Source organism: Sphingomonas faeni (genome assembly GCF_030817315.1).
Lineage (GTDB): Bacteria > Pseudomonadota > Alphaproteobacteria > Sphingomonadales > Sphingomonadaceae > Sphingomonas > Sphingomonas faeni_C.
On sequence record NZ_JAUSZF010000001.1, the window covers coordinates 455,334 to 471,002 of the forward strand.

At 68.1% G+C, this 15,669-nt stretch carries 8 protein-coding genes; 2 read left to right on the forward strand and 6 right to left on the reverse strand.

The annotated features are described in order from the left end of the window. Positions 1–6 precede the first annotated feature (6 nt). From QFZ54_RS02195 to QFZ54_RS02210, 4 genes are read right to left on the reverse strand one after another with little or no spacing between them, the layout of a single operon-like run. Positions 7–150, reverse strand: a complete 144-nt coding sequence (locus QFZ54_RS02195; RefSeq protein ID WP_307084008.1) for a hypothetical protein — start codon at positions 148–150, stop codon at positions 7–9. Next, positions 147–2,543 (reverse strand): glycoside hydrolase family 3 C-terminal domain-containing protein, encoded by a 2,397-nt coding sequence (locus tag QFZ54_RS02200; RefSeq protein WP_307084010.1) that lies wholly within the window; start codon positions 2,541–2,543, stop codon positions 147–149. The genes QFZ54_RS02195 and QFZ54_RS02200 overlap by 4 nt, the downstream gene beginning before the upstream one ends. Beyond that, on the reverse strand, positions 2,540–5,125 hold the full coding sequence (locus QFZ54_RS02205; protein ID WP_307084012.1) for a beta-mannosidase: 2,586 nt from the start codon (positions 5,123–5,125) through the stop codon (positions 2,540–2,542). The genes QFZ54_RS02200 and QFZ54_RS02205 overlap by 4 nt, the downstream gene beginning before the upstream one ends. Next, positions 5,125–7,446, reverse strand: coding sequence for a beta-N-acetylhexosaminidase (locus QFZ54_RS02210; RefSeq protein ID WP_307084014.1), 2,322 nt, complete (start codon positions 7,444–7,446; stop codon positions 5,125–5,127). Before QFZ54_RS02210 ends, QFZ54_RS02205 begins: the two co-directional genes overlap by 1 nt. Positions 7,447–7,697: 251 nt before the next feature. Here QFZ54_RS02210 and QFZ54_RS02215 point away from each other — a divergent pair, with 251 nt between their 5' ends. Both QFZ54_RS02215 and galA read left to right on the forward strand, forming a co-directional pair. Beyond that, on the forward strand, positions 7,698–8,435 hold the full coding sequence (locus QFZ54_RS02215) for a GntR family transcriptional regulator (protein WP_307084017.1): 738 nt from the start codon (positions 7,698–7,700) through the stop codon (positions 8,433–8,435). A 22-nt stretch (positions 8,436–8,457) separates the two neighbouring features. Further along, a complete protein-coding gene (gene galA, locus QFZ54_RS02220; RefSeq protein WP_307084019.1) occupies positions 8,458–11,370 on the forward strand; it encodes a beta-galactosidase GalA in 2,913 nt (970 codons plus the stop codon). A gap of 48 nt (positions 11,371–11,418) precedes the next feature. Here galA and nagE read toward each other — a convergent pair whose 3' ends face one another. Beyond that, positions 11,419–13,122: an N-acetylglucosamine-specific PTS transporter subunit IIBC gene (gene nagE / locus QFZ54_RS02225; RefSeq protein WP_307084021.1), complete on the reverse strand. Its 1,704-nt coding sequence runs from the start codon at positions 13,120–13,122 to the stop codon at positions 11,419–11,421. Further along, complete coding sequence (ptsP, locus tag QFZ54_RS02230) at positions 13,119–15,614, reverse strand: phosphoenolpyruvate--protein phosphotransferase (RefSeq protein ID WP_307084023.1); 2,496 nt, start codon at positions 15,612–15,614, stop codon at positions 13,119–13,121. Before ptsP ends, nagE begins: the two co-directional genes overlap by 4 nt. Between the last annotated feature and the right edge of the window lie 55 nt (positions 15,615–15,669).

Sequence of the window (15,669 nt, forward strand, 5' to 3'; positions counted from 1 at the left end):
ACGCGCTCACTTTGGCAACTCCACCGTCGTGCCGGTGATCGTCAGGTCACTCCACTGGCCTGCGCCGTCGCCGGGCTGGCCGCCGCCGATGTAGAGGCGATAGGCGCCGGGGACGATCGTCCGCGTGCCGTCGCGGGCGACGCTGCTCATCGATCGCGGATCGATCGTGATCGGCAAACGCTGCGCGACTGGCCGGGCTTCAGCGCGACGCGGCCGAAGCCGACGAGCTGGCGCTGGAGGACGGGGGTGGTCGATCCGCCGGCCTTCGCGGCGGGCGCTATGAGATAGGCCTGGACCACTTCTTCGCCGGCGCGGTTGCCCGAGTTGGAGAGCTTGGCGGTAACGGTGAGCGGTTGTCCGGCCGCAACGCTGAGGGCTGGCTTCGTCGCGGAATAGGCGAAGTTGGTGTAGCTCAGGCCGTGCCCGAAGCCCCAGAGCGGTGTACCGGTGAAGTAGCGGTAGGTGCGCTCCTTCATGGTGTAATCGGTGAAGGCGGGCAGGTCGCTGGTGGTCTTGTAGAAGGTGACGGGGAGGCGGCCGGACGGGTTGTTGAGCCCCGCCAGCGTCTCGGCGATCGCGGTGCCGCCGGACTGGCCGGGATACCAGGCGGCGAGGATTGCGTCGGCCGATGCCGGGTCGACCGCGACTGCGCTGCCGCTGGTGAGGACGAGGACGATGGGCTTGCCGGTGGCCTTCAGCGCTTCGAGCAGGCGGACCTGTGCGAGCGGCAGGCCGATGTCGGTGCGGTCGCCGCCGACGAAGCCGGGGACGCTGACCGAGAGCGCTTCGCCTTCGAGATCGGGTGACAGGCCCATCACCGCGACGATGACGTCGGCGTCGCGGGCGGTCGCTACGGCCTGGTCGAGCAACGGCTGTGCGGGGGGGCTCCAGAGCAGGCGGATGCCTTCGTCGTCGCTGCGGTGATCGAGTTCGAGGCGGAACGGGACGGGCTTGCCGTCGCTGGTCAGCGTGACCTCGACACGGCCCTTCTTGACCTCGCCGGCGGAGAGCTGGCGATCGCCGATCCAGAGCCGGACCGCGTCGTGCGTCGAGCAATCCTTCCAGCAGGCGGGGACATCGACGACCAGCGGATAGGTGCCGGCGGCGGGGGGCGTGAACGTGCCGGTCCAGCGGACGCCGAACGTCTTGGCGAGGCCGGGGGCGGGGCTCGCGCGGTTGTGGTCGATGTCGATGTGGCGATCGGTGCGCGTCAGGGTCGGGGCGCCGACGCCGGCCTGCGCCGCGAAATACTCGGTCTTCAGGCCGCCGGCGAAGACGGTTTCGGGGACGGGTACGGCGGCGCCATCGGCGAGCGAGGAGCCTTGCGCGTACCGGACGTTGGCGGCGCCGAACTGCTTGCGGATGCCCTCCAGCGGGGTGACGGGCGCGACCGCGGTGCCATGGTAATTGCCTTGCAGCACGCCGAGATCGTCCGCGTCCGCGCCGATCACCGCGATCCGGCTGCCGGGTTTCAGCGGCAGGCGGTTCGCGTCGTTCTTCAGCAGGACGATCGATTTCCGCGCGGCGTCGAGTGCGAGCGCGCGGTGCGCGGGGGTGTCGACCTGGTCGGTGCCGATGCTGCGCCACGGATTGGCCGCGCCGAAGACGGTGCCGAGCGCGCGGCGGGCTTCGAGCGAGCGGATCAGTGCGGTGTCGACTTCGGCTTCGGTGACGAGGCCCTGGCGGACCGCGGCGGGGAGGCCGGCATAGGCGTTGCCGCAATTCAGGTCGGTGCCGCCCTTGATCGCGGCGGCGGCGGCGGCCGGGCCGTCGAGGCGGTAGTGGTGGTAGAGGTAGATGTTGGCGACCGCGTCGCAATCCGACACGGTGAAGCCCTTGAACCCCCAATCGCGCCGCAACCGGTCGATCATCAACGGTGCGGAGGCGCAGGCCGGGACGCCGTGGATCGAGTTGTATGCGCACATCAGCGACTGCGCCTTGCCCTCGGTGACGGCGAGCCGGAACGCGGGGAAGTAGGTCGCCTCCAGGTCATACGGGCTTGGATCGACGTCGAAGCTGTCGCGTCCGGCTTCGGGGCCGCTATGCACCGCGAAATGCTTGGGGGTGGCGATGACCTTGGGGTGGAGCGGGTCGGGCCCCTGCAACCCGCCGATGAACGCGACGCCCAGCCGGCCGGTGAGGTACGGGTCCTCGCCATAGGTCTCCTGGCCGCGGCCCCAACGTGGATCGCGGAAGATGTTGATGTTGGGCGACCAGATCGTCAGCCCCTCGTAGATCTTTCGGTTCGCGCCGACGTCCTGCGCGTTGAAGCGCGCGCGTGCCTCGGTCGCCACGACGTCGCCGATCTTTGCGACCAGCGCCGTGTCCCAGGTCGCGGCCATGCCGATCGCCTGCGGGAAGACGGTGGCGTGGCCGTTGCGCGCGAGACCGTGCAGCCCCTCGTTCCACCAATCATAGGCGGGCAGACCGGCCTTGGGATCGGCGGGGACGGTGCTCTGCAACTGCGCCGCCTTTTGTTCGAGCGACATTTGCGCGACGGCTGTTGCGACGGGATCGGCGGAGGCGAGCAGGAGCCAGATCATCGGGCGAGGGTCCTCAGGGTAAGCGCCTTGCGCAAGGTGGCGGCGGAGGCGTCGGAGACGACATGGATGGTGACGCTCTCGCCGGGCAACAGGTCGAAGCCGTCGTCGGACGGCTGGGCGGCGACCGCGCCGAAATCGAGCATGACCGCGCGGGCAAAGTTCTTTGCGGTGATCGTCGCATCGTTGCCGGTCCAGCGGACGCTCAGGCCTGGGTCGGGATAGGCCATGTCCTTCGGGAGCGCGCGTTCGATGATCGCACGGCTGGCGACCGTATCGCCGACCAGCAGTTCGGCGACTGCATAGCTCGCGGCCGGCGGCGCGGCACCGAACAGGGCTTCGTCCGATAGCGTCGCAGCCAAGGTCGAGGATAGCGGCGGTAGCGACAGGGCGGCTGTGGTGTCCTTCGACACGGTGCCGTCCATCGCCATCGTCCGCACTCGCCAGCGCGCGGCGATCGGCGTCGTCGCGTCGGAGATCAGGGAGATGCGGGTGGCGCCGTCCTTATGCTCGGCGACGATCGCTTGCGGCGCGAAGAAGCGGCGGGCGGCGTAGTTGAGCAGTTTCCACCGGCCGGCATGATCGATGCTGGCCCAACTGATCGAGGGCCAGACGTCGTTCAGCTGCCAGTAGAGCGAGCCCATCGTCACCGGGCGACAGGCGCGGTGATGCGAGGCTGCGATGCGGATCGCCTCGGCCTGGTTGACCTGCGTCAGGTAGACGAGATCGGCGAAGTCGCGCGCGGGGCGCAACCGATCGCGCAGGTACATCATCAGGCGCTCATTGCCTTCGCCGGCGAGGAATTTCTGGTGCGCCTTCATCACCGGGCTGTCCGCGGTGAGCGTACCCTTGCCGGCGAATTCGCGGATCGTCGACAGGTCGGGCATCGACTGGAAGCCGTATTCGGACATGAAGCGCGGGCAGCTGTCGAGATAGCGCTCGACCGGCTTGGAGCCCGACCAGACGTCCCAGAAATGGCGGTCGCCGTCCTTGTCGGTGTCGGTCGGCCCCTCGTAATCGCTCGACGGCGAGCCCGGCCAATAGGGCGTGCCCGGCGATTTCTTCAGGACCGCATCGCGCAGCACGCGGTCGAACAACACGGTCATGCCGGTGCCGATCCGCTCCTGCTCGTCGGGGCCGACAGCCTTCTTGAACGCCTTCCGATCGGACCAATTGTCCCAGCCGGCCTGCACTTCGTTGTTGCCCGCCCATAGCACGATCGACGGATGCGCCTGCAGCCGCGCGACCTGTTCCTCGGCCTCGATCCGGACGTTCTCGCGGAAGGCGGCGTCGGGCGGCGTGACGGAGCCGCCGAACATGAAGTCCTGCCACACCATCAGGCCCATGCGGTCGGCGATGTCGTAGAACGCGTCGTCGAGATAATAGCCGCCGCCCCAGATGCGGACCATGTTCATGTTGGCGTCGCGCGCGCCCTTCAGGATCGTCTCCATATAGGCGGGCGTGACGCGCGACGGGAAACTGTCGAACGGAATGATGTTCGCGCCCTTGGCGAAAATGGGCGTGCCGTTGACCTTGAACCCGAAGCTGCCGTCCTTGCGGATCAGCTCGACCGTGCGGAGGCCGATCCGCTTGGTCACGCTGTCCTCGGGCGTCGGCTCCGCGCCGCCGAGCGATGCGGTTACGGTGTAGAGCGGCTGCGCGCCGTAGCCGATCGGCTGCCAGCGCTTGGGATCGGCGATCGTCAGCGGGATCGTCACCGCGTTGGCGCCCGCGGCCAGCGTCACCGTCCGGTCGACCGAGACCGTCTTGCCGTCCGGCCCGGTGACCGCGGCGCGGATCGTCGCGACGCCGGGCGTCTCGACGGCGATGTCGAGCTTGGCCGTCAGCCGCGCCTCGGTTGGCGTGAGCGCCTCCTGGTCGACGCGGAGCGTGTCGATCCGCGCGTCGTCCCAGATCTCCAGCCGGACCGGCCGCCAGATACCGGTGTTGACGATGCGGGGACCCCAGTCCCAGCCATAATGATATTTGGGTTTGCGGATATAGGGCGAGGTCTGCTTGCCCTTCGGCTCGTCGCCGAACGCGCTGTCATATTCACCGGGCAGCGTGTTTTTCTGCGCAAGCACCATCGGCTGGAGCGTGCGGATCGGCGAGGCGATCGTCACCAGCACCTCGTTGCGGCCGACCTTCAGCGCGGACTTCGCATCCACGCGCCAGCGCCGGTGCGCGTTGTCGGTGGTGAGCAACGTCGTGCCGTTGACGCTGACCGTCGCGAACGTGTCGAGCCCGTCGAACACGAGGTCGAGATGATTGCGCTCGAGCATCGCCGGGGTGACGTCGAGCACGCGGCGGAACTGCCATTTGGTCAGCCCGGCCCACTGGATCGCGGCTTCGTTGGTGCCCTTGAACGGATCGGGCACGCGGTGCGCGGCTATCAGGTCCTGCTGCACCGAGCCGGGGACGGTCGCCGTCAGCCACTTGGCCTCGCGCTTGTGTGCGGCGGTCGCGGCGGTGTCGGTCGGATCGATCCGCACCTGCCACGCGCCGTCGAGCGGGACGACGGTCTTGGGCGATGCGAGCGCGGGCGCCGCGAGAGCGATCAGGGGAAGGACGAACCAGCGACGCATCAGCGTGTCTCCGACAGGGTCATGCGTTCGACCGCGTAGAACGGGTCGGACGTGGGGGAGGTGAATTGGAGGCAGATGTCACGGTCTCCGGTTATCGCCGGAAGCGCGCCCTTCACGGTGAAGCGGGTCGGCGCGGTCTTCGGATCGGGCAGCGGGAAGGTGCCCGCGATCACCGGTTTTGCGCCCTTTACGGTGCAGTCGACCAGCACGAGCAATTCGCCGTGCGGCGTCACGTTGTAGTGCTGGCGGACCTTTTTGAAGTCGTGCGCTAGGCCCCAGTTGCGCGGCAGGCGGGCGATATCGATCGTGAACCCCTTTGCGACATCTATCGGCGCGGCGGGGTAGGCGGTGCAGGTGTCGAAGATGTCGGCGTTGAACACCGGGGCATTGCCTTGCGCTTCGGACGTCAACGGCAGGCGCAGGCCGAGAGATCCCTCGGGGCAGGCGATCATGTCGGACGCGGTGCGGGTCAGCAGCGCTTGGCGCCCGGTCTCGAACAGCCGGGGCTCGGCGACCGGCTGGCCACTCGCATCGAACGCGGCGGCGCGGATCGACACGCCGGGCTTCACCGAGAGCGGCGCGGTGTAGGCGGGCGAGCGTGCGGTCGGCACCTTGCCGTCGAGCGTGTAGCGGATCGTGCCGTAGGGTGCCTGCGTGGCGAGGACGACTTTCGCGCGGTTGGTGCGGAGCGCATCGCCGTGCGTGCCGTCGAGCGTATAGCCGACCGCGAACGCACTGTCCGCGACCTCTAGCCCGGACTTGCGCCAGCGCTGGATCTGCGGCTGGACCCGGTCGAGGAAGCCGGCGAAATCGCGCTTGTCCTTGCCCGACCAGGTGATCTCCGCGAGCGCGGCGGCGCGCGGGAAGATCAGGTGCTGCATCTGGTACGGGGTGACGATGTATTCGCTCCACAGATTGGCCTGTGCGCCGAGCACGTGCTGCGCCTTGTCCGGGCCGATCCCCGCCGGCATCGGCTCGTAGTTATAGACCGTTGCGAGCGACTGGATCGAAAGGCGGCCGGGCGGTTCGTCGCGCCGGTCGCTTTGCAGGCTGTCGAAATACAGCGTCGGTGCGGGCGACAGCACGACGTCGTGGTTCTGGTTGGCGGCCTCGACCGCGCCCTTTTCACCACGCCACGACATCACCGACGCGGACGCGGGCAGGCCGCCTTCGAGGATCTCGTCCCAGCCGATCAGGCGACGCTTCTTGCTGGCCAGATAGGTGCCGAACTGGTCGATCATCCAACTTTGCAGGCCGTTCTCGTCCTTGATGCCGAGCTTGGCCATCTGCGCCTGGACCTCGGGGCTGCGTTCCCACTGGTCCTTGACCGCCTCGTCACCGCCGAGGTGGATATAGGTGCCGGGGAACACCGCCATGAGTTCGTCGAGCACCGTCTTGACGAAGGCGATGCCCTTGGGGCCGGGATTGAAGAGGTAGGGGTTCACGCCCCATGCGTTGCTGACCTCGGGCGTGTCGCCGATCACGCCGAGGTCTGGATAGGCTGCGACGAGTGCCTGCGCATGGCCGGGGAGGTCGATCTCGGGGACGATCACGATCCCGCGTTCGGCGGCGTAGGCGACGAGCTTGCGCAGTTCGTCCTGCGTATAGAAGCCGCCGACGCGCGTGCCGGGCTTTTCGCCGGTCGAGGGGCTGGTGCGGATGCTGCCGATCTCGGTGAGCTTGGGATAGGCCTTCACTTCGAAGCGCCAGCCCTGGTCGTCCGACAGATGGAGGTGCAGCGTGTTGAGCTTCACCGACGCCATCTGGTCGACGATCGCGTAGATCGACGGCAGCGACTGGAAATGCCGCGCGGTGTCGACCATCAGCCCGCGCCAGCCGAAGCGCGGGGCGTCGTCGATCGTGACCGCCGGGATGCGGAACGGCTGGCCGAACGCGCGATCGGGACTGATGAGCTGGGCGAGCGTCATCGCGCCGTAAAGGAGCCCAGCGTCGCCCGATGCGGTGATCTTGGCGCCGGACGCGTCGACGGTCAGCCGGTACGCTTCGGCGCCCTTGATCGCGGCATCGCGGACGAAACGGATCGTGCCCTTCGGCGACGTCTGGAGAGCAAGTCCGCGCTCGGTCTTGACGTGTGCGATGAGCAGGCGCGCTGCGGCGGCGGCACCGGTGTCGGACGCATCCGCTGTGATCGTCGCGCCGTTGGCGATCGTGAAGCTGCCGGCGGTGCGCGTGATTGCCGAAGGTTGCGGTACCAGTGGAAGGCGATCCTGCGCCCGTGCCGGGATCGCGCAGAGAAGGGCGGGAAGCAGCGCCGTCGCCGCCAGCAAGCGCCCGGCATTTCGGTTCGCGGTTGCACGCATGTCGACTGCTCCCTGTATCGGCTCCTGACGGCCGCTGGTCGAGGAATGTAACCAATATAAGTCCAGACACAACCCCGTCATTTGACAGCTAGGTCGTCCTGCTATGACTGAAGATTGCAGTCGACGCGGTCTCGAGACGTACCAATATGGCCCATGGATTTAGTCTGGTTGCCCAGCGAGCGGTCCTTGGCTAGGCTGCCGCAAGGGACACGGCAAGGCTCGCTTTGAGCTGCCGGTCGGAGGGGGAATACATGGCGTTTTCCGATGACATCGGACGCTTTCGCAAGGGAAATCCATCGCCGCTATACCTCCAGTTGCAGGAACTGATCCGCAACGCGATCGGCGAGAAGCTGTTGGTACAAGGCAATGCGATTCCGGCCGAGCGCGATCTCGCGATCGAGTACGACGTTTCGCGGATTACCGTGCGCAAAGCGATCGGCGGGCTGGTCGAGGAGGGGCTTCTCACGCGCAGGCGTGGCGCAGGGACGTTCGTCGCCGGGCGCGTCGAGAAGAGCTTCTCGAAACTGTCGTCGTTCAGCGAGGACATGGCGGCGCGTGGGCGCACGTCGAGCAGCAGCTGGATCTCGCGTTCGGCGGGGCAGGTGAACCCGGAGGAAGCAATGGCGCTGGGGTTGTCGCCGGGCGCGGCGGTGTTCCGCTTCAACCGCATCCGCTATGCCGACGAAGAGGCGATGGCGCTCGAATTCTCGACCATCGCGGGATATTGCCTGCCGTCGATCGAAGTGGTCGACGACTCGCTCTACACCGCGCTCGAGACTGCGGGCAGTCGTCCGGTACGCGCATTGCAACGGTTGAGGGCGGTCCCGTTCGGAAGCGAACATGCGCGGATGCTGGGCGTCGACGCGGGCCATGCCGGTCTGCTGATCGAGCGTCGCGGGTTCCTGCGCGATGGCCGGGCGGCGGAGTTCACGCGCTCCTATTACCGCGGCGATGCGTACGACTTCGTCGCCGAACTCGCCGATATCTGACCTTCAATACCGAGAGCATTCGATGAACCGACGTGAGCTTCTTGTTGGCACGGCGGGTGCGGGTGCTTCTTTGGTCGTGGGGCCGATCGAGACCGGGTTCGCGGCCAGCGTCAAGGCGCAGGGTTCGGCTGGCGCGCTGCCGATGCCGCAGCCGTCGCGGACCTTGCCGACGCGCGCGTTGGTGCAGGATCCGTCGCGGACGCTGATCGAGCGCGGGTGGCTGTTCCACGAAGGCGACGTGATCGCGCCTGCGCCCGACGGTCACAACGCGACGTATCTGAGCGTAAAGGCGGGCAATGCGCTGGGTGCGGCGGCGATGGCGTATGACGATTCAGACTGGCAGTCGGTGCGCTTGCCGCACGATTGGGCGTCCGCACAGCCGTTCGTGAAGACCGCCAATATCTCGCAAGGCTATCGTGTGCGGGGGATCGGTTGGTACCGGCGGACGCTTAGGCTCGACCCAGCGGACCGTGGCAAGACGATCGGGCTGCAGTTCGACGGGATCGCGACCAACGCGACGGTCTGGGTCAACGGCAGCGTCGTCGCGCATAATTGGTCGGCGTATAACAGCGTCGAGATCGACCTGACGCCGTTCGCGCGGTTCGGCGACGACCTGAACGTGATCGCGGTGCGCGTCGATGCGCAGGCGATGGAGGGCTGGTGGTACGAAGGCGCGGGGATCTATCGCCATGCGTGGCTGATCCGCCGTGCGCCTGTGGCGATCATGACCGACGGGGTGCACTGCGATCCGAGGCGCGGTGCTGACGGTGCGTGGAGCGTGCCGGTGGCGGTGACGCTCAGCAGCATCGATCGTGCGGCGGTCGGCGTGACGGTGGACGTCGCGCTGCTCGCTCCTGACGGTAAGCGCGTGGCGGGGGCGCAGGCTGCCGCGACGGTCCTGCCATTGGAGCACGCCACCGCAACCCTGACGCTGGCTGTTCCAGCTCCGCGCGCGTGGTCGATCGAGACGCCGACGCTCTATACCGTCGTGACGCACGTCCTGCGCGACGGGGCGATCGTCGATGAGCGGCGTATTCCGGTCGGGTTCCGCACGATCCGCTTCGATGCCGACAAGGGCTTCCTGCTCAACGACAAGTCGGTGAAGCTGAAGGGCGTGTGCCTGCACCAGGATCATGCCGGCGTCGGCACCGCAATTCCCGATGCACTGCTGCGCTGGCGGTTGGAGCGGTTGAAGGCGATGGGCTGCAACGCGATCCGCTGTTCGCATAACGCGCCTGCCGCCGAACTGCTCGACCTGTGCGACGAGATGGGATTCGTCGTGATGGACGAGAACCGGCAGTTCAATCCGGCACCCGATTACATGGCGCAGCTCGAATGGATGGTCCGCCGCGACCGCAACCACCCGAGCGTCATCCTGTGGTCGGTGTTCAACGAGGAGCCGATGCAGGGCACCGAGGCGGGGGTCGAGATGCTGCGGCGAATGGCGCACGCGGCGCATGCGCTCGACGACAGCCGGCCGGTGACGGGCGCGATGAACGGCGCGTTCTTCGATCCGATCAACGTATCGAGCATTTTCGACGTGGTCGGCTTCAACTATTACCAGGGCGATTACGATCGCTTCCACCAGCTCAACCCGACCAAGCCGATGACGAGCTCGGAGGATACCAGCGCCTACGAAACGCGGGGTGCATTCGCGAGTAATCCGGCCGCTCATGTCCAGTCGTCCTACGACGTTGAGGCGGCGAGCTGGGGCGACACGCACCGCGCGACGTGGAAGAAGATCGCCGATCGCCCGTTCGTCGCGGGCGGGTTCGTGTGGACCGGGTTCGATTATCACGGCGAACCGACGCCGCATGAATGGCCCACGATCTCCAGTTTCTTCGGCATCTTGGACCTGTGTGGGTTCCCGAAGACCGCCTTCGATATCCACCGCGCGCATTGGGTCGACGATGTGCCGGTCGTGAGCCTGACGCCGCACTGGACGTGGCCGGGGCGCGAAGGGCAGCCGGTTGTCGTGCTCGTGATGAGCAACGCCGAGCGGGTCGAGTTGCGGCTCAACGGGCGGAAGATCGGCGAGCAGGCGGTCGACCGGATCATGGGGAACGAGTTCAGCGTGCCTTACGCAGCGGGGCGAATCGAGGTTGTCGCGATGCGCGGCGGCAAGGTCGTCGCGACGGCGGCGCACGAGACTGTGGGCAAGCCGGTCGCGCTGCGACTGACCCCGGCGCGGACGGTGATGGCGGGCGACGACGAGGATACGCAGCCGGTGACGATCGATGCGATCGATGCGGCCGGGCGTCATGTGCCGACTGCCAATCTGCCGACGCGGTTCTCGGTCGACGGCGCGGCGATCATCGGGGTCGGCAATGGCGATCCGAACAGCCATGAGTCGGAGAAGGGCAATGCGCGGTCGTTGTTCAACGGGCTGGCGCAGGTCATCGTGCAGGCCGGGGCGGGGCGAGGGTGGATCGTGATGTCCGCGACCGCGCCGGGGCTCAAGCCGGCGCGGCTGGTGATCGACCGGGCCGCGATCGTACCGCGTACGCAGGTTCCTGCGACCTATGGTGGGCAGGCGATCCGCGAGTGGCGACGCTCGCCCGCGTTCGCCGCGCGGCCGGATCCTGCGCTGGCGCCGATCGATGGGGATAATAACAGCTGGGCGTTCGTGCGGAGCGGCACGCCGGTGCAGGCGGCGGCGGAGGGGCGTTGGCGGCTCTACCGCGCGAGCGTGACGCCGTGGCGGCGGATCGGTGCGGAGGGCGGCACGATCCGTTTCGCCTCGATCGCGGGGAAGGCGGAGTTGTGGGTCGACGGCCGGCGGCTTGCGTCGAAGGCCGGCGCCGAGACGGGGCCGCTCGAGGCGGCGTTGCCGGCGGGCAGCGGGGTGCGCCAGATCGTGCTTGTGGTGGAAGCCGCCGCGGACGGGGTTTCGGGGATTCTCGGTGGGGTTGCGATGGAGCCGTTAGCGCGCTGAAAATCGCTAAACGCTCAATCCTCCCCCTGGCGGGGGAGGATCAGCGGATTATCGGGCCAGCGTCGTCAGGACTGCGTCGGTCGCCAGCATATGAAGCTGGCCGGGCGTGGGCCGAGCGATCGCGCGGATACCGAGCTGCACCAGCGCCGCCTCGTCCGCCAGCGCGATATCGCCCAGTTCGACGCGCAGTCGCCCGGTATGGCGGCTAGCGGCCAGGACATTCGTCGCCCCTCCCAGTGCATTCTCGGTTGCCGACGAAAGGCTGACCGTATCCTCCGCGACAGCTGGCGCGGGCTTGGTTGCCACTTCGCCACCCAGCGCCAGAGCATCGCGGATCTCCATCGAGACGACGTCTGCGATCGGCCCGAGCACGACCTGGAGCGCGGAGTTCGACGGGCGCAGGATACCGCGTGCGCCGAGTGCCTTCAGCGCGGCATCGTCGACCGCGGACTGGTCGACCACGATCAGCCGCAACCGCGTCGTGCAGGCGCTCACCGTCGTTAGATTCGCCTGGCCGCCGAGCGCCTGCGCGAATGCCGCACCGCGACCGCCTGCTGCGGGAGGCGCTACGGCCGCGACGGTCTCGGCTTCACGTCCGGGGGTTGCGAGGTCGAACTTGCGAATGAAGAAGCGGAACAGCCCGTAGTACAGCACGAAATACACCGCGCCGACCGGTAGCAGGACGAGCGGTCGCGTCGCCTTGCCGAAGTTCAGGACATAGTCGAGCAGTCCCGCCGAGAAGCCGAAGCCCATCTTGACGCCGAGCAGGTCCATCAACGCCATCGACAGGCCGGTCAGCACCGCGTGAACCGCGTACAGCACGGGCGCGAGGAACATGAAGCTGAACTCGATCGGCTCGGTCACGCCGGTCAGCGCGGAGGTGAGCGCGAGGCTGAGCAACATGCCGCCTACCGCTTTGCGCCGCTCGGGCTTCGCGGCGTGGTACATGGCGAGGCACGCGGCGGGCAGGCCGAACATCATCACCGGGAAGAATCCGGCCATGAAGATCCCGGCCGTGGGATCGCCTGCGAAGAACCGGCGAAGGTCGCCCGAGGTGCCCTGGTAATCGCCGGCCACGAACCAGACGATGTTGTTGAGCAGATGATGCAGCCCGGTGACGAGCAGCAGGCGGTTGAGCAGCCCGAACACGAACACGCCGATCGCGCCGCTGCCGGTGATCGCGACGCTCAATAGGTCGACGCCCTGACTCAGCAGCGTGAAGCCGAAGCCGAACACCGCCGCGAGCACGAGACCCGCCACGCCGCTGACGATCGGCACGAACCGGCGTCCGCCGAAGAAGGCGAGATATTCGGGGAGCTTGATCGTCGAATAGCGATTGTAGAGCAGTCCCCCCGCGAGCCCCGACAGGATGCCGATCGGCACGTCGAGCCGCGCCATCGCCTTGGCCTTCCACGCCGCGATGGCGAGGTCGGCGGAGACGCCGGTCAGGCCTGCAGATACTTCGGGTGCGACGGTGATGAGGACTTTGCCCGCCTCCGTCGCGACCAGGAAGCAGACGACGCCGGCGAGACACGCGGCACCGTTGCCGTCGCGCGCGAACCCGGTGGCGACGCCGATCGCGAAGAGCAGTCCGAGATGCGAGAAGATCGCGTCGCCCGCCGCGCCGACGAAGGCGATGTCGAGCAGGTCGGGCTGGCCCAGACGGAGCAGCAGACCGGCGATCGGCAGCACCGCGATCGGCAGCATCAGCGCGCGGCCGAGCGGCTGGAGGGCTTCGAGGATCGATTTCATGCGGTGAACTCCCGGGCGAGCGAGCGGACGTCGGCGGCGGACCCGCATTGCAGCGCGGCGGCGGCATGCGCGCGGCACGCCTCCATCGTCAGCGTGGCGACCAGCGCCTTGATCTCGGGCACCAGCGCCGGTGCAGACGAGAGTTCGGTGACGCCCAGCCCGATCAGGATAGGGACGGCGAGCGGGTCGGAGGCGAGCCCTCCGCATACCCCGGTCCAGCGACCGTGGACTGCGCCACCCTTGCAGGTCTGCGCGATCAGCCGAAGGACGGCGGGGTGGAGCCCGTCGATCCCGCTCGCGACGGCTGCGTTGCCGCGGTCCATCGCGAGTGTGTATTGGGTAAGGTCGTTGGTACCGACCGACAGGAAATCGGCTTCCGCGGCGATCAGGTCGGCGGTGACGGCGGCGGCCGGGGTCTCGATCATCACGCCTACGGGCACGCGGTCGGCGATGCCGATCTCTGCGGCGACGCGATCGACCACCGCGCGAACGGCGCGCAGTTCGTCGAGGCTGGCGATCATCGGCACCATGATCCGGCATTGCCCGGCGGGCTTTACCGACAGGATCGCACGGACCTGATCCTCCAGGAGCTGCGGATGCGCGAGGCCGACGCGAATGCCGCGCAGGCCGAGTGCGGGGTTTTCTTCCGGCGCCATCGGCAGATACGGCGCGGGCTTGTCGCCGCCGATGTCGAGCAGGCGGACGATCAGCGGGCGACCATCAAGTGCGTCGGCGATCGCCTGGTAATCGGCGGTCTGTTCGGCGACCGTCGGTGCGGCGTCGCGTTCGAGGAACAGGAATTCGGTGCGCAACAGGCCCGAGCCTTCCGCGCCGTTTTCGACCGCGAGATGGGCATCGCCGAGCGCGCCGAGATTGGCGAACGCCTCAATCCGGGTGCCGTCGGCCATGCGGCAGGGTTCGCCGGCGCGGGCGAGGGCTTCGGTGCGGCGGACTTGCGCCTGGACGATCCGGACCTGCGTTTCGACCAGCGTGTCGGCGTCGGGATCGATCCGCAACAGGCCTTCGCTGGCGTCTAGAATGACTGACGTGTCGTCGGCGATGGCGTTCAACGACGACCCGATTGCGACCAGCGCGGGGAGGCCCATCGTCGCGGCGAGGATCGCGACGTGCGAGGTCGGGCCGCCGCGCTCGACGCAGAAGCCGACGATGTTTGCGCGGTCGAGCGAGAGGACGTGCGACGGCAGCAGATCGTCCGCGAGCAGGATCGTGTCGGGCGGGAACGACAAGGGCGTGGTCTCGACGCCCGCGATCAGCGCGAGCAACTGGCGTTCGAGATCGAGCATGTCGTCGGCCCGCTCCGCAAGCCGCGGGTCGGTACTGGTGCGCAACACGTCGGCCTGTGGGCGGATCGCAGCGCGCCAGGCATGACCTGCGCTCTCGCCGCGAGCGATGCCGCCGCGCGTCGTATCGTGGAGCATGGGGTCGTCGAGCATCGCCGCATGCGCCTCGACGATCGCGCGCTCGGGACCGGTCGCCGTGCGGGCGCGGTCTGCGAACCGGGTCGACAGCGTGGTGACGGCCGCATCGAAGCGTGCCTCCTCGACGGCGATGCCTTCGCCCTGTTCGGGGACGACGATGTCGGCGGGACGGAACCAGCGTGCCCGGCCGATTGCCAGGCCGGGCGCCGCGGTGACACCAGTGAGCGCGCCGTCGACCGCGGAACTGGGCGGCAGGGGAGCGACGGCGGGCGCGCGGACAGGCGCCTCGGCTGGTTCGTCCATGCCGCTCTCGATCAGGTCGCAGATTGCGGCGAGTGCGGCGGCGGCATCGGCGCCCGCTGTGGTCACGACGATCGTGTCGTCGCGGCGGATCGCGAGCGCGAGCAGGGCGATCGGGCTGCGGACATTCGCGGTCTTGTCACCGCAGGCGAGCGTCACGTCGGCGTCGAAGTGCTTGGCGGTCGCGGCAAGGCGCGCGGCGGGGCGTGCGTGGATGCCATGGGGCAGGGGCACGACGACCGTGCGTTCGTGTGTCGTGCCGTCCTCGCTCGTCTCGCGGTGCGCGACCGCATCGCTGGGTTCCAGCGTCATCAGCGGATCGCCTATCGCGACCAGTTCGCTGGAGACGGCGTGGACGATTCTGAACCGGTCGGGGTTCACGACGACGATCGGCGTGACGACCGCGCGGGCCTCTCGCACCAGCAAATCTAGATCGAAGCGGATCAGCGGCGCGCCGCGCTCGACCGTGTCGCCGACCGCGACGCATGGGCTGAACCCGCGTCCGCCGAGCGCGACCGTGTCGAGGCCGATATGGATCAGGATCTCAGCCCCCTCTGGGGTGGCGAGCGTGATCGCGTGGCCGCTCGGCAACAAAGTCAGCACGGTGGCGGCGCAGGGAGCGTAGAGGCAGTCGCCGGTCGGATCGATCGCGACGCCGTCCCCCAGCATCCGCTCCGAGAACACCGCGTCGGGCACCTCGTCGATCGGCGTTGCCCAGCCCTGCATCGGCGCGGTCAGGAGTATGGAGGCCATGGGTGCGTTCTCGATACCAGAAGGGATGGGCTCGATGCCGGAAGGAGTGGGCGCG